Raw genomic sequence first — 25,559 nt, forward strand, 5'->3', positions numbered from 1 at the left:
GAAGGCTGACTCATGAACGAGAAACTTTTTTCACTGCCGGTCATTAACCAAATTAGCCCCTACATCACCCAGCGCCAGATAGGTGAATTGCCGACAATCGTCGTCACCCATCCTAAAGTCCGCGCTGCCGTCACCCTGCAGGGCGCCCAGCTGATTGCCTGGCAGCCTTCAGGCGAGAAGCCGGTCATCTGGCTCAGCGACAAAACCGCGTGGAACAGTGGGAAAGCCATTCGCGGCGGCGTCCCGATCTGCTGGCCATGGTTCGGCCCTGCCGGTGAACCTGCGCATGGATTCGCCCGTAACCTGCCGTGGAAACTCTCCGCCCACGATGAGAATGCCGACAGCGTGGTGCTGACGCTGGTGCTGGAAAGCAATGAACAGACTAAGAAGCTGTGGCCGCATGATTTCACCCTGTTTGCCCGTTTCCGCTTCAGCGACCGCTGCGAAATTGAGCTGGAAGCCCACGGTGACTTTGAGGCGACAGCGGCCCTGCACAGCTACTTTGCAGTCGCGGATATTCAGGGCGTAGAGGTGAGCGGGCTTGGCAACCGCTTTATCGATAAGGTTAATCACGGCGTAGAGGGGCACTCAGACGACGGTAAGCAGACCTATCCGCAGCGCATTGACCGCATCTATACCGCGCCAGCGGATTGCAGCGTCATTAACGACAAGGCGGGTCAGCGCGTTATTGAGGTCTACCACCATCATAATAGTGACGTTGTCACGTGGAACCCGGGGGCTGAACTCTCATGCAGCATGGGGGATATGGCGAATGACGGCTATCAAACCATGGTCTGTGTTGAAACCGCCCACGTCAGCAGCGCGATGAAAAGTGCCGGAGAAAACCCGGCGCGGCTGGCAACCACCTTCCGGGTGCGTAGCAAAGTTTAATCGCTCAGGGGCGGCTAACGCCGCTCCTTACACCACATCCAGCGGCATTTTGCTGCCCGGGGGCGGGTAAGCCTGGTTAATCAGCGCCAGCTCTGCACTGGATAAAGTCACCTCAAGTGCAGCCGCATTCTCCTGCACATGGGCAATAGTGCTGGCTTTAGGAATGGCCAGTACCCCTTCCTTGCGGATTGCCCATGCCAGCAGCAGCTGAGCGACGCTGATGCCCTTTTGTTGTGCAATATCGCGTAGCGTCGGGTGTTGCATCAGTTCGCTGCGCAATTTTCCGGCCTGTGCCAGCGGGCAGTAGGCCATCACCGGCATTGCCAGCTGCTGACATTCCGGCAGCAGATCATACTCAATACCGCGTGAGGCCAGGTGGTACAGCACCTGATTGGTCGCGCAATGCTCTCCGCCCTCTTCAGCCAGCAGCTCCTGCATATCCTCGACGTCAAAATTGGATACGCCCCAGCGGCGAATTTTGCCCTGGCTCTGCAGCTGTTCCATTGCCCGTAGCGTCTCCTCCAGCGGGATATTACCGCGCCAGTGCAGCAAGTAGAGATCGAGATAATCCGTTTGCAGACGTTGCAGGCTACGCTCGCAGGCTTCAATAGCCTCCAACTGCCCGGCGTGCCAGGGGTAAACTTTTGACACGACGAACGCCTGGTCACGGCGCTGTTTCAGCGCCACGCCAACCACTTCTTCCGCCCTGCCGTCAGCATACATTTCAGCAGTATCAATCAGCGTTAACCCGCAATCCAGTCCGGCCTGTAATGCGCTCACTTCCTGGCGGTGCAAATCCGGGCTCTCCCCCATATACCAGGTCCCCTGTCCAATCGCAGGCAAGGGGGTTCCATCAGCAAAGGTAACAATTCGGCTCATCGCAATCTCCATGCACTTTATTGGTGCGCTACAGATGTGCAAAAGGGCGCAGAGCGCCCTTTATCAGTGCATACCTGCGGCGTCAGAAGGTATAGCTGACTCCGGTCCAGAGCAGAACCTGAGAGTCCTGGTCCACCATCGGGCTATCTTTGATATCACTGCCCAGACGGGTGTAGCGACCTGAAAGCGTGGCATTCCAGCTGTCGGCAATTTTCCAGCCGGCAGTCACTTCCAGATAGGGGCTCCAGCTGCTGTCAGGATCGTAACTGTCCAGCCCGCTGCGGCGAGATTCAGCAGAGGAAATCCCGTAATAGTAGTCGTTCTGATTCGAGCTGTTCCACAGCGCACCGATGCCCGGCGTCAGGCTGAAACGGCCAAATTCGAAGCGGTACAGATAGGTCAGATCCCAGATGATTCCGTTACTGTTATCGAGCATATCGCCAACCAGCGTGGTACGCACGATACCCCAGTCGGCACTATGACGATAAGCCACACCGCCCATCAGAGTCATATGACGCTTATTCAGCGACTTCATATCACCATCATCCACATCATCCGGGTCGAAGTTCTGCGGGGAACCCAGCACGGTTAATGACAGCTGATCCTGGCTGTCTTTCCACAGGTAATAACCCGCCTGCAGGCTGCGAATGTAGAAACTGTCGCCCTCATAATTGACGATGGGAACAGGGTAATAACGGTCCTGGCCGCTCTTATATGGGCTCTGGCTATAAAGCAGTGAAGCGCCCAGCGTCAGTGGGTTCGCCTGTGCGAAGGGTGCCGCAAAACAGAGAGGTAAAAAGGCAGCAAGCGCGGTAACTTTGAAATGGTTCACAATTTATCCGTTCCATAAATATAACAATTAGCGTAATAGTTTAAACAGTAAGTGGATTGTTAGTCAGATATTTACACAACTGGTAGCACTCAGAATCAATTGAACTGTTAAAAATTGACCATTGTTCTGACAAAAACCGCCTCAGCCCGCATCAGTTAAGGCCAGCGCTTAGTGACAAAATGACTTTGTTATTGAAATTTCATTGAAAATGTCGAGCGGTTCAGGAAATTTCCTAAATGCGATCTACGCTTAATTGTAAGACGCTAAATTTTGACGAGCAGAGTAACCAAAAAAAATTGTGTTTTCCGCTAAAACAGTCAGGTTGGCATAAGGGTTGCTGTACTCATTAACAAGTTCCTTCAGGGGCTGACCCCAATTAGGCTCCTGGTACCTGTGCTAAAAACGAAAGGACGGGCATCGCCATGAATATATTCGATCACTATCGTCAGCGTTATGAAGCTGCCAAGGACGAAGAGTTCACACTGCAGGAGTTCCTTGCGGTTTGCCGGCAGGATCGCAGTGCATACGCCAACGCGGCGGAACGACTGTTAATGGCTATCGGTGAGCCAGTAATGGTGGACACCGCCCTGGAGCCACGCCTTTCCCGACTGTTCTCTAACCGTGTGGTCGCACGCTACCCGGCGTTCGAAGAGTTTTATGGTATGGAGGATGCGATTGAACAGATCGTCTCCTACCTGAAGCATGCGGCGCAGGGGCTGGAAGAGAAGAAACAAATTCTCTATCTGCTCGGCCCGGTCGGTGGCGGTAAATCCTCACTGGCTGAACGGCTGAAATCTTTAATGCAGCGCGTACCCATTTACGTGCTGACCGCCGACGGTGAGCGCAGCCCGGTTAATGACCATCCGCTGTGCCTGTTTAACCCGCAGGAAGATGCCAATATCCTGGATAAAGAGTATGGCGTCCCGCGCCGTTATCTTGGCACCATCATGTCGCCGTGGGCGGCTAAACGCCTGCATGAATTTGGCGGTGACATCACCCGCTTCAAAGTGGTGAAAGTCTGGCCGTCAATTCTGGAACAGGTGGCGATTGCCAAAACTGAACCGGGCGATGAAAACAACCAGGATATCTCCGCACTGGTGGGTAAAGTCGACATCCGTAAACTGGAGAACCACGCCCAGAACGATCCGGATGCTTACGGTTATTCAGGCGCGTTATGCCGTGCTAACCAGGGGATTATGGAATTCGTCGAGATGTTTAAAGCACCGATTAAAGTGCTGCATCCGCTGCTGACCGCCACCCAGGAAGGGAACTATAACGGGACGGAAGGTATCTCCGCCCTGCCGTTTAACGGGATTATCCTTGCGCACTCGAACGAATCTGAGTGGGTAACGTTCCGTAATAACAAGAACAACGAAGCGTTCTTAGACCGTGTCTACATCGTCAAAGTGCCTTACTGCCTGCGCGTTTCTGAAGAGATAAAAATCTACGAGAAACTGCTGGTCAACAGTGAGCTGACCCATGCACCTTGCGCGCCCGGCACGCTGGAAACCCTGGCACGCTTCTCTATCCTGTCGCGCCTTAAAGAGCCGGAAAACTCAAGCACTTACTCTAAAATGCGCGTGTATGACGGTGAAAGCCTGAAAGACACCGACCCTAAGTCGAAGTCTTACCAGGAGTATCGTGATTACGCTGGCGTCGATGAGGGAATGAACGGGTTATCTACCCGCTTTGCCTTCAAAATTTTGTCGCGCGTGTTTAACTTTGACCATGTCGAAGTGGCAGCTAACCCGGTGCATCTGTTTTACGTGCTGGAACAGCAGATTGACCGTGAGCAGTTCCCACAGGAGCAGGCAGAGAAATATCTCGAGCACCTGAAAGGCTATCTGATCCCGAAATACGCCGAGTTTATTGGCAAAGAGATTCAGACTGCCTATCTGGAGTCCTACTCCGAATATGGCCAGAACATTTTTGATCGCTATGTCACCTACGCTGACTTCTGGATTCAGGATCAGGAGTACCGCGATCCGGACACCGGCCAGCTGTTTGACCGTGAATCCCTGAATGCCGAACTGGAGAAAATTGAGAAGCCGGCCGGGATCAGTAACCCGAAAGACTTCCGTAATGAGATCGTCAACTTCGTGCTGCGCGCCCGGGCGCATAACAATGGTCGTAATCCGAACTGGACCAGCTACGAGAAGCTGCGCACCGTGATCGAGAAGAAAATGTTCTCGAATACTGAGGAGCTGCTGCCGGTCATTTCATTTAACGCCAAAACGTCGACCGACGAACAGAAGAAACACGACGATTTCGTCGACCGTATGATGGAAAAAGGGTACACCCGCAAACAGGTACGTCTGCTGTGCGAATGGTATCTGCGCGTGAGAAAATCGTCGTAACCAGAAAGTCGCATCCAATCGGGTCAGGGCCGGTCCCTGCCCCGGATTGCAACGTTGTTTGGGGGAGCTATGGCCTATTTTATCGATCGGCGTCTTAACGGCAAAAACAAGAGCGCGGTGAACCGCCAGCGCTTCTTGCGCCGCTATAAGTCGCAAATCAAACAGTCGATCTCCGAGGCCATTAATAAGCGTTCGGTTACCGACGTTGAAAGCGGCGAATCCGTCTCTATTCCTGTAGAAGATATCAATGAACCGAGTTTCCACCAGGGGCGCGGCGGCCAGCGTCATCGCGTTCATCCAGGTAATGACCACTTTGTACAAAACGACCGCGTTGAGCGCCCGCAGGGCGGCGGCGGTGGCAGCGGTAGCGGTCAGGGAAATGCCGGACAGGATGGTGAGGGACAGGATGAATTTGTCTTCAATATCTCGAAAGATGAGTATCTCGACCTGCTGTTTGAAGATCTGGCACTGCCTAACCTGAAGAAAAATCAGCACCGGCAGATGAATGAATATAAAACCCACCGCGCCGGCTACACCGCTAACGGCGTTCCAGCCAACATCAGCGTGGTGCGGTCACTGCAAAACTCTCTGGCGCGGCGCACCGCCATGACCGCCGGCAAGCGGCGCGAGCTGGGCGAACTGGAAGCCACCCTGCTGAAAGTGGAGAACAGCGAACCGGCTCAGCTGCTGGAAGAAGAGCGGCTGCGTAAAGAGATTGCCGAACTGCGCGCGCGCATTAAACGCGTGCCGTTTATTGACACCTTTGACTTACGTTATAAGAACTTCGAGAAGCGCCCGGAGCCCTCCAGCCAGGCGGTGATGTTCTGCCTGATGGACGTTTCGGGTTCCATGGATCAGGCTACCAAGGATATGGCGAAGCGCTTTTATATCCTGCTGTATCTGTTCCTCAGCCGCACTTACAAGAACGTGGATGTGGTGTATATCCGTCATCACACTCAGGCGAAAGAAGTGGATGAACAGGAGTTCTTCTACTCGCAGGAGACCGGCGGCACTATCGTCTCCAGCGCGTTAAAACTGATGGATGAAGTGGTTAAAGAGCGCTATGACCCGGCGCAGTGGAATATCTATGCCGCACAGGCCTCCGATGGCGACAACTGGGCCGATGACTCGCCGCTGTGTCATGAGATCCTGGCAAAAAACATCCTGCCGGTGGTGCGTTACTACAGCTATATCGAAATCACCCGGCGTGCTCATCAAACCCTGTGGCGTGAGTATGAACATCTGCAGTCGACGTTTGATAACTTCGCCATTCAGCACATTCGTGAGCCGGAAGATATCTACCCGGTATTCCGCGAGTTGTTTCACAAGCAGGCCGAAGAGAATTATTAAAACCAGCGGGTTGACCGGTCGCCTGGTCAACCCTTTTCCCGTAGAATCACCTGGTGCCAGGGTGACGATGCCGCTTTAAACGGCAGATTTCCCCTCACTACCCGCCTTTCGCTTCAATCCACGAAATAAAGCGTACTTTTATCGCACTCATCAGCATTTGTTTCATGACTTTATGCGATATTTTATTCTGGCTAAAATAGTACCCTCAGAATGCCAATCAGTGACCTTCGGGCTTTGACTTTATACCGGCTGTTACAACACACTGTAAAAACAGGTTTTTAATCTTCACAGGAGAAATGCCCATTGGAAGCCAGCGCGATCTACAGTCTTTTCATCATTGGTTCAGTGCTGGTAGCTTCGAGCATTCTGCTCAGCTCTTTCTCATCTAAGCTGGGCATCCCGATATTAGTTATCTTTCTCGCCCTCGGTATGCTTGCCGGGATTGACGGCATCGGCGGCATTGCCTTTGACAACTATCCGGCAGCCTATCTGATCAGTAACCTTGCGCTGGCCATCATCCTGCTGGACGGCGGCATGCGTACTCAGGCCAGCTCCTTTAAGGTGGCACTCGGACCGGCGCTGTCGCTGGCCACGGTGGGGGTGCTGATTACCGCCGGGCTGACCGGTCTGGCTGCCGCCTGGCTGTTCGACCTTAATCTGATGAACGGTTTTCTCGTCGGGGCAATTATCGGCTCTACCGATGCTGCAGCCGTGTTCTCCCTGCTGGGCGGCAAAGGTCTCAACGAGCGCGTCAGCGCCACGCTGGAGATTGAGTCCGGCAGCAACGACCCGATGGCGGTGTTCCTGACCATCACCCTGATTGAGATGATCCAGCAGGGGCAAAGCGGCCTGAGCTGGATGTTTGTGGTGCATCTGGTGCAGCAGTTTGGCCTCGGGATCGTGCTTGGGCTGGGCGGCGGCTGGGCGCTGCTGCAAATGATTAACCGCGTCTCTCTCGCGGGCGGCCTCTACCCTCTGCTGGCGGTCAGCGGGGGGATCCTGGTCTTTGCGCTGACGACCGTGCTGGAAGGCAGCGGTATCCTCGCCGTCTACCTGTGCGGCTTTGTACTGGGCAACCGCCCAATTCGCAATCGCCACGGCATCCTGCAGACCTTCGACGGTATGGCCTGGCTTAGCCAGATTGGCATGTTCCTGGTGCTGGGACTGCTGGTAAACCCGACCGACCTGTGGCACATCGCGCTGCCTGCCACTCTGCTATCGCTGTGCCTGATCCTGGTAGCACGCCCGCTGTCAATTATCATCGGGCTGCTGCCGTTTCGCGGCTTTAATATTCGCGAGCGCATATTTATCAGCTGGGTGGGGCTGCGCGGCGCAGTACCGATTATCCTGGCGGTGTTTCCGATGATGGCCGGATTGCCTCACGCCCCACTGTTCTTCAATATCGCCTTCTTCGTGGTGCTGGTGTCGCTGATGGTTCAGGGCACCTCGCTGGGCTGGGCGGCGCGCAAAGCCAGGGTGATTGTGCCCCCCATGGCTTCGCCAATCTCCCGCGTCGGCCTCGACATCCATCCGGAGAATCCGTGGGAGCAGTTCGTCTATCAGCTAAGCGCCGACAAATGGTGCGTAGGTGCGGCGCTGCGCGATCTGAAGATGCCGCGTGAAACGCGCATCGCCGCGCTGTTTCGCGATAACCTGCTGCTGCACCCCACCGGCAGCACGCGACTGCGTGAGAACGATGTACTGTGCGTGATTGGCCGCGAGCGCGACCTGCCTGCGCTCGGTAAGCTGTTCAGCCAGTCGCCGCCTGTCGCCCTCGACCAGCGCTTCTTTGGTGACTTTATTCTGCAGGCTGATGCGCGTTTGCACGACGTGTCAGAGATCTATGGCATCGACCTGGATGAAGAGGCCAACAGCCAGCAGACGCTGGGCCAGCTGGTATCCGGCATCATCGGTGGCGCGCCGGTGGTCGGGGACCAGGTTGAATGGAAAAATATGATCTGGACCGTGGCAGAAAAAGAAGCCAATGAGATCGTCAAGATTGGCGTAAGGGTTCAGGAAGAGAAGGAGTAGCGTCATTTCGCGCTAGCCGCTGAGATAGGGATAATCCGAAAACCGCCATAATTGCCGCTGGCGGTTTTCATTTTCATCAAACGGGAGCTTTATTGTTATCTTCTTGTCATAACCACATTTTTTAAGTTTTAAATTACCGCTGCGCTTATTTTCCCTTTCAGAATTATCCTGTTCGATTTTTCATCGTCTTTTAGGATTTTCCCGTATTAACTAAGCCAAATAACTCCTGCATACTCATCTCTTCAATTATGACGGAATTGCGTGGTGGCCTTTTTCATCACCGCTCCGCTGCCCTGATTTTGTCACACAACAGAAACATTAAAGTCAGTCCGGATAACCGTGAAGGTTTGATGTAGCGACGCCTTGACGCGTGCTTTATTCCCGTCAGGTTACTGATTCCTCATGAAAAGAGAGCAGGCATTATGGCAAGTACTCTGGTACTGAATGACCGTCGCCGCACGTTTAGCGGCACAAGAAAAAACGTCATCGCGAAAGTCGCATTAAGCTTCTCAGATTTACTTTCGATTAACCTGGCACTGTTTCTTTCTGCTGCCACCCTGCAGGGTATTTGGGGTAATCTGGATATATTTATTCCACCGCAGGAAGTTGAAGTGCGCTTTATTGCCCAGTCCGTCATGTCAGTATTGTGTACCGCCTGGTTCTGGATGCGACTGCGCCACTATACTTATCGCAAGCCATTCTGGTTTGAATTAAAAGAGATTATCAAAACTCTGGTGATTTTCTCGCTGCTGGATCTGGCCCTGATTGCGTTTTCTAAATGGGATTTCTCCCGCATGCTGTGGAGTTTTACCTGGATCTACGCGCTGATTCTGGTTCCGCTACTGCGCTCATGCGTGAAGAATGCCATTCTGAAAGCAGGTCAGTGGCAGAAGCACACCATCATTATCGGCTCGGGTAGAAATGCCCGGGAAGCTTATGCCGCATTACAGAGCGAAGAGCTGCTGGGCTATGATGTGAAAGCGTTCGTCGCACCGGCCGGTGAAAGCGGCCCTGAAAGCTTTAACGGCATTCCGGTTATCACCCATAAAGATATCGTCTGGGATACCGTCGACCTCGATAACACCCAGTTTATCGTGGCGATGGAGAACGACCAGCGTGCAATCCGCGATAAGTGGCTCAAGCTGCTGTCGAAGAAAAAATGCCGTTCGGTCTCAGTGGTACCTACCCTGCGTGGCGTGCCGCTGTATGGTACAGACATGTCCTTTATCTTCAGTCATGAAGTGATGCTGCTGCGCGTCAGCAACAATCTGGCAAAGCGCTCTTCCCGCTTCCTCAAGCGCATGTTTGACATCGTGGTGGCCTCAATGCTGCTGCTGCTGCTCGCCCCGGCCTTTGGCCTGATTTGCTGGATGGTCAGCCGTGATGGCGGCAGCCCAATCTACGGTCACGAGCGCGTGGGCCAGGACGGCAAGAAATTCAAATGCCTGAAGTTCCGTTCAATGGTAATGAACTCCAAAGAAGTGCTGGAGAAGCTGCTGGCGACCAGCGAAGAAGCCCGCGCCGAGTGGGATAAAGACTTCAAGCTGAAAAACGACCCGCGCGTGACCAAAATCGGTTCGTTTATGCGTAAAACCAGCCTTGATGAGCTGCCGCAGCTGTGGAATGTGATCCGCGGCGAAATGAGTCTGGTCGGTCCGCGCCCGGTTATTGAAGCCGAGCTGGAGCGTTATGCCGGTGACGTTGACTACTACCTGATGGCTAAACCGGGGATGACCGGTTTGTGGCAGGTCAGCGGTCGTAACGATATCGACTATGACACCCGCGTCTACTTCGACTCCTGGTATGTTAAAAACTGGGCGCTGTGGACCGACATTGCCATTCTGTTCAAAACCGCAGGCGTGGTATTACGTCGTGACGGTGCTTATTAATCCTCAGTAACGCCTGTCTGCGATAGTCATGCCGTGCCGCCGGGCATGACTGTCGCCACCTCAATTCCCCTTTTTGCCATTTTCTGCTTTTCTTTTCCCGGCGTTATCTCTACCCTGTCCGGCTTGCTTTACTTCGGACCTCTCCATTCCATGCAAAAATTCACGCTGCTACTGCTCAGCCTGGTGCTCCTTGCCCCGCTGGGTATTGACCTCTATTTACCTACGCTGCCGGATATCGCCGCCGGACTGGCAACGCCTGTCACCACCATTCAGACCACTATCCCGCTGTTTCTGCTGGTTATGGGGCTAGGGCAGATCATTGCCGGACCGCTGGTGGACAATCTGGGTCGTAAGCCTATCGCGCTGATTGGTCTGCTGCTGTATGTCGGCGGTAGCGTGCTGGCCGCGACCGCCACGGGCTGGCCGCAGTTTCTTAGCGCCCGTATTATTCAGGGCTGTGCCGTCTGCTGCACCGCCGTGGTGGCATTCAGCGGCGTGCGCGACCGCCTTGATGGCGATGAAGCGGCGCGCGCTTACGGCTTCCTGAATGGCGCGCTGAACATTGTCCCGGCGCTGGCACCGATGCTCGGCGGATTTCTGGCTGAAGCCTTCGGATGGCGCGCCAATTTCTGGTTCCTGACCGGCTATGCGCTGTTTATTGGCCTGCTGGTGATCTTCTTCCTGCCGGAAACCCGACCGGCCGACACGCAAAAAGTCAAAGGAGTGCCGCTGCGCCAGTACTGGCAGATCCTCCGCCAGCCGCGTTTCCTCGCCTTTGCTTTTGCCAATGCGGGCGCGCTCGGTATGGTACTGACCTACGTTTCTCTCGCCCCGCACGTGTTAATGACCGAAGGCCAGCTCAGCGCCCTGCAGTTCTCGATTGCCTTTGGCGCGAACGGATTCTGGATCATGCTGGTGAGCGTGCTGGTCAATAAGATGATCCGCAAGCTGGGCCGCCCGATCTGCCTGGCGAGCGGCGCGCTGGCCATGACGCTGGGCGCGCTGATGCTGATGGCTGGCGTGATGCTGTTCCCCGAAAGTATGCAGAGCCACTGGGCGCTGTATATGCTCCCGGTTGCGGTTTCCGTTGCGGGTCTGGCCTTTACCGTCGGTCCGGCCACCAGCTATGCGCTGGAGCCTTATCAGCAGCAGGCAGGCGTGGCTTCCGCGCTGGCTGGGTTTATTCAGATGGCCGGGGGTTCTTCTGCGGGACTGCTGGTGATGGCGCTGCCGCTGGCGGAGAAATCCGCACTGGCGCTGATGATGGTGGCCGGAGCACTGCTGGCATTTACCGCATGGCGTATGAGCCGTAAAGTGCGCGGTACGCTGACCGCGCTCTAAGTTTACTCCACGACGACCGGCACCCGACGGGCGAGCGCGCACATCAGCTCGTAACCTACGGTGCCGGAAGCGGCCGCCACGTCATCAATCTTCACGTTATTGCCCCACAGCTCAACCTTGCTGCCGATACCGGCCTGCGGGCAAGGCGTTAAATCTACCGTGATCATATCCATTGAGATGGCCCCTACGGTGCGTGTTAACGTGCCGTCGACCACGATCGGCGTGCCGGTCGGCGCGTGGCGCGGGTAGCCATCCGCGTAGCCGCAGGCCACCACACCGATACGCTGTTCGCCAGCGGCACGATAGCGCGCGCCATAACCGACTGCGGCACCGGCAGCCAGCTGCTGAATGCCGATTATTTCCGTGTTTAAACTCATCACCGGCTGCAGCCCACTCCCGGCGATATCCTGCCACTGTCCGCTTGGGGAAGCACCATAAAGAATAATGCCGGGCCGCACCCAGTTATGATGGGTCTCTGGGTGCCACAGCGTGGCGGCGGAGTTAGCCAGCGAACGCGCACAGTCCAGCCCCTCCGCGGCCTGGTTGATACGCCGCATCGGCTCGACGATGCCTGCTGCGCTCTCTGCTTCGGCAAAGTGCGCCATCAGCGTCATCTCGCCAACGTTAGCTAATGAACGCAGTTTTTGCCAGGCGTTGTGCACCTGCTCTGGCTGAAAGCCGAGTCGATTCATCCCGCTGTTCATTTTCAGGTAGATATCCAGCGGCGCAGAGAGTTTCGCCTCTGCCAGCGCTTTGATCTGCCAGTTGCTGTGCACGCTGGTGGTCAGGCGGTAGCGATCGAGCAGTTCGATATCGCTGGGATGGAAGAAGCCTTCCAGCAGCAGTATCGGCTTTCTCCAGCCGCGATCGCGTAGCAGGATCGCCTCTTCGAGGTCGAGCAGCGCAAAACCATCGGTCTCTGCCAGACTTTCCCAGACGCGTTCAATACCGTGTCCGTAGGCGTTGGCTTTCACCACGGACCACAGGCGCGAATTCCGGGCGGCCTGGCGCGCCACTGCCAGGTTTTGCCGCAACGCGGCGCGATTAATCGTTGCGACAATCGGACGTGACATACCCTCTCCTCTCCTTGAATAACTTATAACCTTGGGCTGCATTAACGAATATTGGCACCGTGCAGCGTGGTCGCTGCGGCCGGAGCATATCCCGGCAGATAGCGCATGACGGACAGATCGTCAGCCGCAATCGCGGGCGTACGGCCGGAAATAATGTCGGCCAGCAGCTGACCAGAACCGCATGCCATGGTCCAGCCAAGAGTACCATGACCGGTATTAAGGAACAGGTTTTTCAATGGGGTACGGCCGACAATCGGCGTTCCGTCCGGGGTCATCGGGCGCAGCCCGCTCCAGAACGTCGCCTGCTCAATATGCCCACCCTGCGGATAGAGATCGCGCACCACCATCTCCAGCGTGCCGCGACGCGCAGGCAGTAGTTTGGTGTTGTAGCCGACAATTTCCGCCATGCCGCCCACACGGATGCGGTCGTCAAATCGGGTGATTGCCACCTTGTAGGTTTCATCGAGCACCGTTGAGACCGGCGCGGCATCTGCATCTTTAATTGGAATGGTCAGCGAGTAACCTTTTAGCGGATAGACAGGCACTTTGACGATCTCATCCAGCAGTGCCGTTGAATACGATCCGAACGCAACGACGTAAGCCTCAGCCGTCACTCGCTCATCGCCACACTGCACGCCGGTAATCTTATTCCCTTCCTGGAGTAACCCGTCAACCGGGGTATTAAAACGGAACTCTACCCCAGCGTCAGCAGCCATTTTAGCCAGCCGCTGGGTAAACAGCTGGCAGTCACCGGTTTCATCATTAGGTAACCGCAGCCCGCCGGTCAGCTTGTGCTGCGTGGCGGCCAGCGCCGGTTCTGCCTGCGCCAGCTGCGCGGCTTCCAGCAGCTCGTAAGGCACGCCGGCCTCCTTCAGCACGGCGATATCTTTGGCCGCGCTTTCGTACTGCTGGGCGGTGCGGAACAGTTGCAGCGTGCCGCCCTGGCGCCCTTCATAGGCAATGCCTTTTTGCTGGCGCAGCGCCTTCAGGCAGTCCCGGCTGTATTCGGCAATGCGCACCATGCGGCTTTTATTTTGTTGATAGTGGCGCATATCGCAGTTACGCAGCATCTGCCACATCCACTCGAGCTGGAAACGGCTTCCGTCCAGACGAATCGCCAGCGGAGCATGGCGCTGAAACATCCATTTAATGGCTTTTAGCGGCACGCCTGGCGCAGCCCAGGGGGCAGCATAGCCCGGCGAGATCTGCCCGGCATTACCCGCGCTGGTTTCAAGTGCCGGGCCGGGCTGCCGGTCGATAACCGTCACCTGATGCCCGGCCTGTGCCAGATACCAGGCGCTCGCCACGCCAACCACTCCACTGCCCAGAATGACAACACGCATAACCACCTCGCCGAGAATTAGAAAAGAACAATGCACTGGATTTTTAGTTATCGACTGGATGAAAAAACCAGAGAGCACTTCATCCTGCCACTGATAAATTTCACATATTTTTTACCTGATGCCGAAATAAAAACAAGATGCTGCCATCATTTCAGTTGAAAACTCTAACAAAGACACTTTTTAAGCAGGTAATAATCAATAAATAGCATAATTGCGCAAACATCAGCACAAACGATCCCCGTCATAACTTTTCACGATAAACAGTATATTATTCTAAAAAAACAGCCTCAACCTGCATTTAACCTCAGGTAAAAACCTTTTTTAACCCAACGCTGTATTTTGTATCGAAAATTTCAATTGTTTTCGCAAGAGGGATAAGAGACAGTGAACTATCATTGAGATATTGGTTTTAATTCCAGGCTTATCATCACGGCACTGCTGCGGGTTAAGCTGACATGAAAACGGACATTTTGCCGCTACGGATGTATCGCCAGAAACCGGTTTTATAAAAAGGGGTGCGCTATGACCACGATCTTTGACGTTCCGATTAAGGACAGCAAACGACTCGATGATGGACCAGACTGGACCTTCGACCTGCTTGATGTGTATCTCAAGGAGATTGACCGCGTCGCCAAATCTTACCGCCTTGATACCTACCCGCACCAAATCGAGGTCATTACCTCGGAACAGATGATGGACGCCTACTCCAGCGTCGGCATGCCAATCAACTACGCCCACTGGTCATTCGGTAAGAAATTTATTGAGACCGAGCAGCGTTACAAGCATGGGCAGCAGGGTCTGGCGTATGAGATCGTCATTAACTCCAATCCCTGCATCGCCTATCTGATGGAAGAAAACACCATGACGATGCAGGCGCTGGTTATGGCGCATGCCTGTTATGGGCACAACTCCTTCTTCAAAAATAACTACCTGTTCCGCAGCTGGACCGATGCCAGCTCGATTGTCGACTATCTGATCTTTGCCCGTAACTATATTACCCAGTGTGAAGAGCGTTATGGGGTGGAACAGGTCGAGCGGCTGTTGGACTCCTGTCATGCGTTGATGAACTACGGCGTTGACCGCTACAAACGCCCACAGAAGATCTCGCTGCAGGAGGAGAAAGCCCGCCAGAAGAGCCGCGAGGAGTATCTGCAAAGCCAGGTTAACATGCTGTGGCGCACCCTGCCGCGCCGCGAGCGTGAAGAGACCCACTTCGCCAATACCCGCTATCCGGTGGAGCCGCAGGAGAACATTCTCTACTTTATGGAGAAGAATGCTCCGCTGCTCGAACCGTGGCAGCGTGAGTGCCTGCGTATCGTGCGTAAAGTAAGCCAGTATTTCTATCCGCAAAAGCAGACTCAGGTTATGAACGAGGGCTGGGCGACCTTCTGGCACTACACCATCCTTAATCACCTGTACGATGAAGGCAAAGTATCCGAGCGCTTTATGCTGGAGTTCCTGCACAGCCATACCAACGTGGTGTTCCAGCCGCCGTATAACAGCCAGTGGTACAACGGCATCAACCCCTATGCGCTGGGCTTTGCCATGTTCCAGGATATCAAACGTATTTGTGAAGAGCCGACGGAGGAGGATCGTTACTGGTTCCCGGACATCGCCGGTTCGAACTGGCTGGATACCCTGCACTTCGCGATGCGCGAATTTAAGGATGAGAGCTTTATCAGCCAGTTCCTGTCACCGAAAGTGATGCGTGACTTCCGCCTGTTTACCGTGATGGATGATGACCGCAATAATTTCCTTGAGATTGCGGCTATCCATGATGAAGCCGGATATCGGGCTATTCGCCAGCAGCTGTCCGCTCAATATAACTTGAGCAATCTGGAGCCGAATATTCAGGTTTATGACGTTGATTTACGTGGGGATCGCTCACTGACGTTACGCTATGTGCCGCATAACCGGGCACCGCTCGACAAGAGCCGTCGTGAAGTGTTGAAACACGTACACCGCCTGTGGGGCTTTGATGTCAATCTCGAGCAGCAGAACGATGACGGCAGCGTTGAAATTTTAGACCGCTGTCCGCCGCGTGCCGGAACAGCTATCTGAGGACAATTGTAGGGGACGACCGCTTTTTTGGTCGTCCCTTTTAATTTCAGCGACGCGCCGGCGGCAGGTCGGTCGGCATGCTGATCTGCATGGCGTGCCAGATTTCGCCGCTGCGGCGGCCGTAGTCACGCACGCTGTCGACAATCAGCTCATAGTTTTTAGTCTGCAGGATTTCCAGCAGCTGCTGATAGAACGCCTGCGCCAGACGGCGCGCTTCCGGATTAGAGAAGTAGTGGCGGCCAACGCGGGTATACAGCCCTTTCAATCCATTAAGAATCAGACCGTAAATCGGGTTGCCTGAAGCAAAGGCCAGCCCGCGGAAAATATTGTAGTCAAGGTTGGTATACGCCTCGGCCTGGTCCTCAACCTGATTGGCCGTTTCCAGCACTTCGCGGGCTTTTTCCGGATAGGTGCGGATAGCGCGGCGGATAAAGATTGAAGAGATATTGGTGCGCACGGAGAGCAGATTGTCGATCAGCTGCGGCACGCTGTCATGGTCAAGCCGGGCCAGGGTTTCCAGAATACTCAGCCCGGAAGTTTCCCAAAAATTGTTCACCTTAGTCGGTTTACCATGCTGAATGGTCAGCCAGCCATCGCGCGCCAGGCGCTGAAGCACTTCGCGCAACGTGGTGCGGGTAACGCCAATCAGTTCGGAGAGCTCACGCTCTGCAGGCAGGATAGAACCCGGAGCAAAACGATTATTCCAGATACTTTCAATAATATACTCTTCAGCGAAACCCGCAGGGCTCTGCGCTTTAATGACCATAGCGTTCTATTTCCGTTGCGTTCAGGACTGCAAAATTTCAGCTCATCATACCAGACGCCCCAGGCTTCACCTAGCCTGGCTACCGGGGAAAAAGCGATCATCTGCAAAAATCAGAGATTCTTTTCCGGTAACGGATGGCGCTTTATCGGCTTCTTTTTCCGTGTCGGCTTCGAAAGCTGAAAACTTCACTTTTTTACTAACGGGTTTATTTTAAGTCATTTTCCCGCTTAAATTTTTCTCACGCAGGCTGGCATGCTGGCGCTTTTCGTTTACACTGCCGTTTCAACGCCTACTACACGGACAGACTTATGTTGAGATACCTGAATCGCTGCTCTTATGGCCGGGGTGCCTGGCTTTTAATGGCGCTAACGGCTTTTGCCCTGGAGATGACAGCGCTCTATTTTCAGCACGTGATGCTGCTGAAACCCTGCGTAATGTGCATTTATGAACGTTGCGCGCTGTTTGGCATTATGGGTGCAGGGATTGTCGGTGCCATCGCACCAAAAACACCGCTGCGCTGGGTGGCAATTGTCATCTGGCTGTACAGTGCCTGGGAAGGGGTGCGTCTGGCGTGGGAACACACGATGATCCAGCTGCATCCGTCACCGTTTGTCACCTGTGATTTTGCTGCTCGCTTCCCGACGTGGCTGCCGCTGGATAAATGGCTGCCGTCGGTATTTGTCGCCTCAGGTGACTGCGCGGAGAAATCCTGGTCGTTTCTGACGCTGGGGATGCCGCAGTGGCTGGTGGGGATCTTTGCGGCTTACCTGCTGGTTGGCGTGCTGGTGCTGATTGCCCAGGCGTTTAAACCGAAGAGACGCGATCTGTTCTCACGTTAAGCTTGCCAGAGCCAGCGTCCGCTGGCTCTGCTCCTCCGCCTTCTGTACTACTTGCCGTACCAGCGCGGACGGTTAATGATGTGCTCTTCCCAGTCTACGACTTCGCTCTCATGCACGGCAATGTGGCGCACCGAAATACGCGCGGCATGCATTGCGGCACGTGAACCGCTGCGCAGTGGATGCCACGGCGGCAGAGTTTTGCCTTCAGCCAGCACGCGATAGGCGCAGCTCGGCGGCAGCCACTGGAAGGTGGGCAGATTATCGCGCGTCAGCTTGATGCAGTCCTCCTCCAGTTCGAAACGGGTTTCATAGTTACGGCACTGGCAGGTTTTGATGTTCAGCTGATTACAGGCGACGTTGGTGAAGTAGATTTCATCGGTATCGGCATCCTGCAACTTATTCAGGCAGCACTGACCGCAGCCATCACATAAGGATTCCCATTCCTCGTCGCTCATTTGTTCCAGCGTTTTACGCTGCCAGAAAGGGGTCTCAGTCATGTTAGCGTCCAGTAAAAGTAAAAGCCCGAACCTTATAAGGGGTTTGGGCTTCAGTTGCAAGTGTTGTCGCCTTGGCGGGTGATTACAGGACGCGAGTGGCAACCCCTCTTCCGCCCAGGGAGACTTCCAGCTTATCGCCAGAAACCATCGGGCCAACCCCTTCTGGCGTGCCGGTCAGGATCACGTCGCCCGCACGCAGGGTGAAGAACTGGCTCATGTAGGCAATCAGCGGCACAATTTTATGGATCATGTCCGCGGTGCTGCCCTGCTGGCGCACTTCGCCGTTGACCACCAGCTTCAGTTCCACGTCCTGAGGATCTTCGTTGAACTCACTGACCGGAATAAAACCGGAGAGCGGGCAGGAGTTATCAAAGCCTTTGGCTTTTTCCCAGGGTTGACCGGCTTTCTTGCACCCGGCCTGCACGTCACGCAGGGTTAAATCCAGCGCAACGCCGTAGCCGGCAATCGCCTTTGCCACATGCTCAACGCTTGCATGCTTCAGCGTCGCGCCAATCAGCACTGCCAGCTCAACTTCGTGATGCACCGCGCCTAACCCCTGCGGAATCGATAGCGGCTGGCGCATATCGCACAGCGCAGTTTCCGGCTTGATGAACAGTACCGGCTCAGTCGGCGTAGCGCTGCCCATCTCTTTAATATGTTTAGCGTAGTTACTGCCCACGCACACGACCTTACTTGCCGGAAAATCTAACAGTGCGCCCTGCCAGTTGTGATGCTGATACATACTCTTCCCCTGCCTGGTTGGTGAGCGGCGCCGACATCGTGCCAGCGCACGTCGTGATGGGTTTAGTGCTTACTGTGCCGCAAGTGCATCGGCCATGGTGCCAATACTGATAGCGAAATAATAGGATCGATTCCAGTGCATCAGAGTGCGGAAATTGTCATAAACCATGAATGAACGGCCGTCGCCATCTTCCGGGGTCACAATCCATGCCCGCTGTGCGCCGTTGCTGGCCGCATCGGGATTATTGGCCTGCACGCCCAGCTGCTGCCACTGCGCCACGGTTTTCGCCTGCGGCGTTTTCAGCCCGGCCAGCTGCGCATCAAAGTTGCCCGGCAGCGTCACTTCCACGCCCCAGCGCTGGCCCGCCTGCCAGCCTTCACGCTGCAGATAATTAGCGGTGGAAGCAAAGACATCATCAAGGTTGTTCCAGATATCGATTTTGCCATCGCCATCGCCGTCTTTACCATAAGTCAGGAAAGAGCTTGGCATAAACTGGCTCTGCCCCATCGCACCGGCCCACGAGCCCTTTAGATCGGCAGCGGACATCTGCTGCTGCTGAATGATTTTTAGCGCCGCCATCAGCTCTTTGGTAAAGAACGCCTCGCGGCGGCCCTCAAATGCCAGCGTTGACAGTGCGGAGACCACTTCCTCTTTGCCCTGGATGCTGCCGAACTGACTTTCCATAGCCCACAGCGCCACAATGTAATTGGCCTGCACGCCAGAAGCGGCAGCAATCGGCTGCAGCTGATTCTGATACTGCTGCAGATTCTCGCGCCCTTTATCGATCTTCGCCTGGGTGATCACCCGGCTGAGGTAGTCGTTAAGGGTGATTTTTTTCTCGAGCTGCCCGCGGTCGGATTTGATCACCCGATCAACAAAATGCACGCCGGTGAATGCCGTATCGATAGTGGCCTGGTCGATTCCCTGCTGGCGGGCCTGGGCTTTAAGCTGCTCCACGTAGGCCGGGAACTCTGCGGGATCCCGCCCCTGTTGCGCCAGGGTGCTACTGCTCGGGGTTGGCTTCAGGAAGCCACCGGAAGGTGTGGGGCTGGCTGCAGGTTTAGCTGCAGGTTCTGAGGTTTCGGGGGCCGGAGCGGCGTGGTTACTGGCGGCACAGCCAGCCAGGGCGACGGTGAACAGTAAAGTGTGCAGGGCTGACAGCTTCATGCGGCATCCTTTTTTTTACGCTCTCCACCGTCGAATTAAAACATCCAGGGGGGTTCTGAACGGTGGAGATATATTTGCAGATGAATCCTAATTAAACTTTTTTATCATTTTCCAGGTGCATCTTAAGCAGACTTTCTACCGGCGGCGGCATCTGTAAATAAAAGCCTTCATCACGCAGCGCCGCTTTCACTTTCTCGATATCCGCACCTACCAGCTTCTTACTGCCGTCAAGCGGCAGCAGCATTGCCAGCTGCGGTTTGCCGAACCCTTTCAGTAAGGCTTCGGGAACGCGGGAGAAATCGTCTTTTTTTTCGACATAAAGATAAGTCTGGTCACGCTGGGGACTTCTGTAGATCACACAAAACATATTTTTTACTCGAATTAACCGGGATGGTGGCTTGCCTGAATATTACAGTAACTATAACATGCTTGCAGAACTTCGGAATATTCACGGCTTTGATTAATCACCGTCTTGTGGGGTTGATTTAGCCGGGTAAGAAATAACAGGACTGAGCGGGACAGATGTCACAATCGCCAATCGAGTTAAAGGGCAGTAGTTTTACGCTGTCGGTCGTTCATTTGCACCACACCGATCCTGATACCGTGCGTCGGGCACTGGAGGAGAAGGTCAGCCAGGCTCCGGCCTTTCTGAAGAATGCCCCCGTGGTCGTCAACGTTTCGTCGCTTTCGCGCGAAGTTAACTGGCGGCTGATGCAGCAGGCTATTGTGGCGACAGGCTTACATATTGTTGGCATCAGCGGCTGCAAGGATGAGCAGTTAAAACGCATGATTGCGCGCTCGGGCCTGCCCGTCCTGAGCGAAGGCAAAGAGCAGAAGAAAAATGCTGAGGCAGCCGCACTGCCGGTGCCGGTTGCCCCGACTGAGCTACCTGCCACCAAAACCCGGATTATCTCCACACCGGTTCGTTCCGGGCAGCAAATCTATGCCAAAAACAGCGATCTTATCGTCACTAACAGCGTCAGCGCCGGTGCTGAACTGATCGCCGATGGCAATATCCATATTTACGGCATGATGCGTGGGCGTGCGCTGGCTGGCGCCTCCGGCGATAAAAATTGCCAGATTTTTTGTACCAGTTTATCAGCTGAACTGGTCTCCATAGCCGGTAACTACTGGATTATGGACCAGATCCCCGCTGAATTTTTCGGAAAAGCGTCGCGTCTTTGTCTCAAAGATGGCGCCCTGACTATACAAACATTGAACTGAGCCAGGCTCACGAGCCCTTTCTTTTCTTAAGGAAATTACTATATGGCACGCATTATTGTTGTTACATCGGGTAAGGGAGGCGTTGGTAAAACCACGTCCAGCGCGGCCATCGCTACCGGTTTGGCGCAGAAAGGTAAAAAAACTGTCGTTATCGATTTCGATATCGGTCTGCGTAACCTCGATTTGATTATGGGCTGTGAACGCCGTGTGGTTTATGACTTTGTTAACGTGATTCAGGGTGATGCCACGCTGAACCAGGCGTTAATCAAAGATAAACGCACCGAAAACCTGTTTATTCTGCCAGCGTCGCAAACCCGTGATAAAGATGCACTGACCCGCGAAGGCGTGGAAAAAGTGCTGAATGACCTCGGCAACATGGAGTTCGATTTCGTGGTGTGTGACTCCCCGGCGGGGATTGAAACCGGTGCCCTGATGGCGCTCTATTTCGCTGACGAAGCGATCATCACCACCAATCCGGAAGTGTCGTCAGTGCGCGACTCCGACCGTATTCTCGGAATCCTGTCCTCCAAATCACGTCGTGCGGAGAACGGCCAGGACCCGATTAAAGAGCATCTGTTACTGACCCGTTATAACCCGGGCCGCGTAAACCGCGGTGACATGCTGAGCATGGAAGACGTACTGGAAATTCTGCGTATTCCACTGGCCGGCGTGATTCCGGAGGACCAGTCCGTGCTGCGCGCCTCAAACCAGGGTGAGCCAGTGATCCTGGACGCTGAATCAGACGCAGGTAAAGCTTATGCCGATACCGTTGACCGTCTGCTCGGCGAAGAACGTCCCTTCCGCTTCATTGAAGAAGAGAAGAAGGGTTTCCTGAAACGCCTGTTTGGGGGATAAACCATGGCCTTACTCGATTTCTTTTTATCCCGTAAAAAGAGCACAGCCAATATAGCCAAGGAGCGGCTGCAGATTATTGTGGCGGAACGCAGAAGGGGCGACAGTGAGCCCCACTATCTGCCACAGCTGAAAAGGGACATTTTGGAAGTGATCTGCAAATACGTGAAAATTGATCCAGAGATGCTGAGCGTCAAGCTGGATCAAAAGGATGATGACATCTCTATTCTTGAGTTGAACGTCACCCTGCCAGAGACAGAAGCGGAAGCGGAAGACACACCGAAATGATCCCCAACCGTTCCTGATTTTCCCCTGCTATCGCAGCAGGGGAAAATTTCTTCGCGCGTTTAGTACGCCGCGAGCAGTTCGTTGATACCCTTTTCCAGCAGTTTCCCACGCCAGCCATCCACCAGCTCCGGCTTGGTCGTTTGTGGTTTCAATTTCCAGTACCAGCTCAGCAGCTGATTGATCTGACGGCGCGATGCCAGCAGTTCCTGACTGACGCCATGCTGTTCTGCCGCCTCCGCCACCAGGGCTTTTAACCCTTTGAAAACCTGCTTGTAGTTCGGATAGTCAACCAGATTTGGCAACGGCTGCGGTAGCTCTGCTTCGCTCAGTGCATTGGCCTGCGCCACCATCGCTACCAGCGCTTTACCGTGGAAACGGATCTCCTGCCCGGCCAGCCCCAGATGGTCCAGCTCGCCCAGCGAACCCGGCATAAAGCGGGCGACTTTCCACAGGTTCTCTTCGCGTACCACAAAGTTAACCGCCATATCTTTCTCGCGTGCCAGCTCAAGCCGCCAGGCAGCCAACAGGCGCAGCGCGGCCAGCTGACGTGGGCGCAGCTGCCAGGCATTGGTGATTTCACGCCAGGCATCCTGCGGGTCAAGCAGCGTAGTGCGGCGCTTGCACAGCAGCTGGCACTCATCCAGCGCCGCGTCCATCTGCCCTGCTGCTTCGGTCTCTGCCATCAGCTTATGCGCAATCGGCAGCAGATAGAACACGTCAGCAGCGGCGTACTGGCACTGTTTTTCGGTTAGCGGGCGCGCTATCCAGTCAGTACGTGACTCGCTTTTATCCAGCGCAATGCCGGTAAAGGACTCAACGATCGTCGCGAAGCCGCACGACAGCGGGCGGCCGCTAAAGGCAGCGAGGATCTGCGTATCGATCATCGGCTGCGGCAGCACGCCAAACTCGTGATGGAATACTTCGAGGTCTTCACTCCCGGCATGCAGGAATTTGATGCACTGTGCATCGACCAGCAGATCGCGGAACGGTGTCCAGTCGGTGATCGGCAGCGGGTCGATCAGTGAAATAGTCTCCCCGTCGAACAGCTGGATTAAACCGAGACGTGGGTAGTAAGTACGGGTACGGACGAATTCAGTATCCAGAGCCAGCGCAGGAACCTGACGGGCGCGCAGGCAGACCTCGGCCAGCGCCTCATTGGTGGTGATCATGGTGTAATTCAAATTTGTATTCTCTCGCCACAGGGGCCATTGCCCTGTAGTCAGCTGGCGTTAACAATAAAAATGCCGGGTAACCCGGCATTGTACGTTAGCAGGAAAAGCCATTGGCGATCAGCCTGTGGGCTGGGCCGTCTTGATGGCTTCCTCGCGCAGTTCGCGACGCAGTATTTTGCCGACGTTGGTCTTCGGCAGCTCATCACGGAACTCAACAATTTTAGGAATTTTATATCCTGTCAGATGCTTCTTGCAGTGAGCCAGCAGTTCATCTTTCGTCAGTGACGGATCCTTCTTCACCACGCAGATTTTCACCATCTCACCCGCGACATCATTCGGCACGCCAATGGCGGCTGCTTCGCGCACTTTTGGGTGCAGCATCAGCACATCCTCGATCTCATTAGGATAAACGTTGAAACCGGAAACCAGAATCATATCTTTTTTACGATCGACAATACGCAGGAAACCTTCGTGGTCAACGGTAACAATATCACCGCTGCGAAGCCATCCATTTTTTAAAACTTCATCGGTTGCATCAGGGCGCTGCCAGTATCCCAGCATCACCTGCGGGCCTTTAATACAGAGTTCGCCCGGTTCACCTTCCGGCACTTCATTCCCGGCTTCGTCCACCAGCATGATATCGGTAGAGGGCACCGGTAAACCAATGCTGCCGTTATGGCAGGTAATGTCATACGGGTTGACCGATACCAGCGGGGAGCATTCTGTCAGGCCGTAACCTTCCAGCAGATAATGGCCGGTCAGCTTCTCCCAGCGCTCGGCCACCGCCTTCTGCACCGCCATGCCGCCACCGGCGGATAAACTCAGCGTTGAGAAATCGAGCTGGTTGAACGCGGCATCGTTAAGCAACGCGTTAAATAGCGTGTTAACGCCGGTGATCGCGGTAAAGGGATATTTCGCCAGCTCTTTTACCAGGCCCGGAATATCACGTGGGTTGGTGATCAGCAGGTTAGCGCCGCCCAGCTCGATAAACAGCAGGCAGTTCACCGTCAGCGCGAAAATATGGTACAGCGGCAGCGCGGTGACCACGGTATGTTCACCCGCCTTAAGCAACGAGCCATAGGTCGCCTTGGTCTGCTCAAGGTTAGCCTGCATGTTGCGGTGCGTCAGCATGGCGCCCTTGGCGACACCGGTAGTGCCGCCGGTATATTGCAGGAAAGCGAGATCGTCATTGATGATCTCCGGCTTAACATACTCCAGCTGCGCCCCGCTGTGCAGCGCCTGACGGAACGAAATCGCTCCGGGGAGATAATATTTCGGCACCATTTTTTTGATGTATTTGACGACGAAATTGACCAGCGTACCTTTGGCCGGTGAGAGCTGGTCGCCAAGGCGCGTCAGGATCACGTGCTTAACCTGGGTTTTCGCCACCACTTTTTCCAGCGTGTGGGCAAAGTTGGAGACAATCACAATCGCACTGGCACCGCTGTCATTCAGCTGATGTTCCAGCTCTCGCGGGGTATACAGCGGGTTAACGTTCACCACAATCATGCCAGCACGCAGGATGCCGAACAGGGCAATCGGGTACTGCAGCAGGTTTGGCATCATCAGCGCTACGCGGTCGCCCTTTTTCAGCCCCAACCCCTGTTGCAGATAGGCGGCAAATGCGCGGCTGCGCGCATCCAGCTGACGGAAGGACATGCTCTGCCCCATATTGATAAATGCCGTTTGCTCAGCGTAACGCAGCGCCGCGTGCTCAAACAGTTCGATCAGCGACCGGTAGCGATCGGGGTTAATATCAGCAGGTACATCAGCGGGGTAGCGGTTTAGCCAAACCTTATGCAAGGAATCACCTCGAAAATTATTATTTGTTGTCATCGCAGCCTCGACCGATCGGCATCTGTTAACATTATTTTAACTCAGCGTACCAGTTTGCTCAGGTCTCTGTTTTGAGGTTGCGAAGCCCATCACTAAATTTCTCTCATCCGGAGAGAATCAATAAAAAAC

At 54.7% G+C, this 25,559-nt stretch carries 22 protein-coding genes; 11 read left to right on the plus strand and 11 right to left on the minus strand.

Going from position 1 to position 25,559, the window contains the following annotated elements; translation table 11 throughout:
* Positions 1-12 precede the first annotated feature (12 nt).
* Positions 13-891 (plus strand): D-hexose-6-phosphate mutarotase, encoded by an 879-nt coding sequence (locus tag QLG07_RS07390; protein WP_282468887.1) that lies wholly within the window; start codon positions 13-15, stop codon positions 889-891.
* Positions 892-918: 27 nt separating this feature from the next.
* Here the strand turns inward: QLG07_RS07390 and QLG07_RS07395 are convergent, their stop codons facing one another.
* Both QLG07_RS07395 and QLG07_RS07400 read right to left on the minus strand, forming a co-directional pair.
* Positions 919-1,770, minus strand: a complete 852-nt coding sequence (locus QLG07_RS07395; RefSeq protein WP_282468888.1) for an aldo/keto reductase — start codon at positions 1,768-1,770, stop codon at positions 919-921.
* 82 nt (positions 1,771-1,852) lie between these two features.
* Entirely contained in the window at positions 1,853-2,602 is a 750-nt protein-coding gene (locus QLG07_RS07400) for a MipA/OmpV family protein (RefSeq protein ID WP_048915904.1), read from the minus strand.
* 422 nt (positions 2,603-3,024) lie between these two features.
* On the opposite strand from QLG07_RS07400, the gene yeaG reads away from it, so the two are divergent.
* The 5 genes from yeaG (at position 3,025) to QLG07_RS07425 (ending at position 11,570) form a co-directional block, all read left to right on the plus strand.
* Positions 3,025-4,959, plus strand: coding sequence for a protein kinase YeaG (yeaG, locus tag QLG07_RS07405; protein ID WP_048915903.1), 1,935 nt, complete (start codon positions 3,025-3,027; stop codon positions 4,957-4,959).
* A 69-nt stretch (positions 4,960-5,028) separates the two neighbouring features.
* Positions 5,029-6,309, plus strand: a complete 1,281-nt coding sequence (locus QLG07_RS07410; RefSeq protein WP_282468889.1) for a YeaH/YhbH family protein — start codon at positions 5,029-5,031, stop codon at positions 6,307-6,309.
* Positions 6,310-6,612: 303 nt separating this feature from the next.
* Complete coding sequence (locus QLG07_RS07415) at positions 6,613-8,340, plus strand: potassium/proton antiporter (protein WP_048915901.1); 1,728 nt, start codon at positions 6,613-6,615, stop codon at positions 8,338-8,340.
* Positions 8,341-8,762: 422 nt separating this feature from the next.
* Complete coding sequence (gene wbaP / locus QLG07_RS07420) at positions 8,763-10,229, plus strand: undecaprenyl-phosphate galactose phosphotransferase WbaP (protein WP_048915900.1); 1,467 nt, start codon at positions 8,763-8,765, stop codon at positions 10,227-10,229.
* Between the two features lie 150 nt (positions 10,230-10,379).
* Positions 10,380-11,570 carry a multidrug effflux MFS transporter gene (locus QLG07_RS07425; protein WP_048915899.1) on the plus strand — a complete coding sequence of 397 codons (1,191 nt, stop codon included), beginning with the start codon at positions 10,380-10,382 and terminating at the stop codon, positions 11,568-11,570.
* Between the two features lie 2 nt (positions 11,571-11,572).
* Here QLG07_RS07425 and dadX read toward each other — a convergent pair whose 3' ends face one another.
* Positions 11,573-12,643 (minus strand): catabolic alanine racemase DadX, encoded by a 1,071-nt coding sequence (gene dadX, locus QLG07_RS07430; RefSeq protein WP_187496960.1) that lies wholly within the window; start codon positions 12,641-12,643, stop codon positions 11,573-11,575.
* 41 nt (positions 12,644-12,684) lie between these two features.
* Positions 12,685-13,986 carry a D-amino acid dehydrogenase gene (locus tag QLG07_RS07435; protein WP_282468890.1) on the minus strand — a complete coding sequence of 434 codons (1,302 nt, stop codon included), beginning with the start codon at positions 13,984-13,986 and terminating at the stop codon, positions 12,685-12,687.
* A 522-nt stretch (positions 13,987-14,508) separates the two neighbouring features.
* On the opposite strand from QLG07_RS07435, the gene QLG07_RS07440 reads away from it, so the two are divergent.
* Positions 14,509-16,047 carry a SpoVR family protein gene (locus tag QLG07_RS07440; RefSeq protein WP_282468891.1) on the plus strand — a complete coding sequence of 513 codons (1,539 nt, stop codon included), beginning with the start codon at positions 14,509-14,511 and terminating at the stop codon, positions 16,045-16,047.
* Positions 16,048-16,093: 46 nt separating this feature from the next.
* Here the strand turns inward: QLG07_RS07440 and fadR are convergent, their stop codons facing one another.
* Entirely contained in the window at positions 16,094-16,813 is a 720-nt protein-coding gene (gene fadR / locus QLG07_RS07445; RefSeq protein WP_048915890.1) for a fatty acid metabolism transcriptional regulator FadR, read from the minus strand.
* A 308-nt stretch (positions 16,814-17,121) separates the two neighbouring features.
* Between fadR and dsbB the strand changes: the two genes are divergently transcribed.
* The gene (gene dsbB / locus QLG07_RS07450; protein WP_048915889.1) at positions 17,122-17,652 is read left to right on the plus strand and encodes a disulfide bond formation protein DsbB; all 531 of its coding nucleotides are present in this window, start codon (positions 17,122-17,124) and stop codon (positions 17,650-17,652) included.
* A 47-nt stretch (positions 17,653-17,699) separates the two neighbouring features.
* Here the strand turns inward: dsbB and QLG07_RS07455 are convergent, their stop codons facing one another.
* The 4 genes from QLG07_RS07455 to QLG07_RS07470 all read right to left on the minus strand — a co-directional run bounded on the left by QLG07_RS07455 (position 17,700) and on the right by QLG07_RS07470 (position 20,425).
* The gene (locus QLG07_RS07455) at positions 17,700-18,149 is read right to left on the minus strand and encodes a YcgN family cysteine cluster protein (protein ID WP_048915888.1); all 450 of its coding nucleotides are present in this window, start codon (positions 18,147-18,149) and stop codon (positions 17,700-17,702) included.
* Positions 18,150-18,231: 82 nt separating this feature from the next.
* Positions 18,232-18,891, minus strand: a complete 660-nt coding sequence (locus QLG07_RS07460; RefSeq protein ID WP_048915887.1) for a fumarylacetoacetate hydrolase family protein — start codon at positions 18,889-18,891, stop codon at positions 18,232-18,234.
* A 69-nt stretch (positions 18,892-18,960) separates the two neighbouring features.
* Positions 18,961-20,058, minus strand: coding sequence for a lytic murein transglycosylase (locus QLG07_RS07465; RefSeq protein WP_048915886.1), 1,098 nt, complete (start codon positions 20,056-20,058; stop codon positions 18,961-18,963).
* Positions 20,059-20,149: 91 nt separating this feature from the next.
* Positions 20,150-20,425, minus strand: a complete 276-nt coding sequence (locus QLG07_RS07470) for a YcgL domain-containing protein (RefSeq protein WP_133623768.1) — start codon at positions 20,423-20,425, stop codon at positions 20,150-20,152.
* 155 nt (positions 20,426-20,580) lie between these two features.
* On the opposite strand from QLG07_RS07470, the gene minC reads away from it, so the two are divergent.
* From minC to minE, 3 genes are read left to right on the plus strand one after another with little or no spacing between them, the layout of a single operon-like run.
* Complete coding sequence (gene minC / locus QLG07_RS07475; protein ID WP_048915884.1) at positions 20,581-21,282, plus strand: septum site-determining protein MinC; 702 nt, start codon at positions 20,581-20,583, stop codon at positions 21,280-21,282.
* 42 nt (positions 21,283-21,324) lie between these two features.
* A complete protein-coding gene (gene minD / locus QLG07_RS07480) occupies positions 21,325-22,137 on the plus strand; it encodes a septum site-determining protein MinD (RefSeq protein WP_048915883.1) in 813 nt (270 codons plus the stop codon).
* A gap of 3 nt (positions 22,138-22,140) precedes the next feature.
* Positions 22,141-22,422 carry a cell division topological specificity factor MinE gene (gene minE / locus QLG07_RS07485; protein ID WP_099753633.1) on the plus strand — a complete coding sequence of 94 codons (282 nt, stop codon included), beginning with the start codon at positions 22,141-22,143 and terminating at the stop codon, positions 22,420-22,422.
* Positions 22,423-22,481: 59 nt separating this feature from the next.
* Here minE and rnd read toward each other — a convergent pair whose 3' ends face one another.
* Both rnd and fadD read right to left on the minus strand, forming a co-directional pair.
* Complete coding sequence (rnd, locus tag QLG07_RS07490; protein WP_282468937.1) at positions 22,482-23,591, minus strand: ribonuclease D; 1,110 nt, start codon at positions 23,589-23,591, stop codon at positions 22,482-22,484.
* A 120-nt stretch (positions 23,592-23,711) separates the two neighbouring features.
* Positions 23,712-25,397 carry a long-chain-fatty-acid--CoA ligase FadD gene (gene fadD, locus QLG07_RS07495; RefSeq protein ID WP_133623769.1) on the minus strand — a complete coding sequence of 562 codons (1,686 nt, stop codon included), beginning with the start codon at positions 25,395-25,397 and terminating at the stop codon, positions 23,712-23,714.
* Positions 25,398-25,559 lie beyond the last annotated feature (162 nt).

Origin of the sequence: Erwinia sp. V90_4 (assembly GCF_029967685.1) — a bacterium.
Lineage (GTDB): Bacteria > Pseudomonadota > Gammaproteobacteria > Enterobacterales > Enterobacteriaceae > Erwinia > Erwinia aphidicola.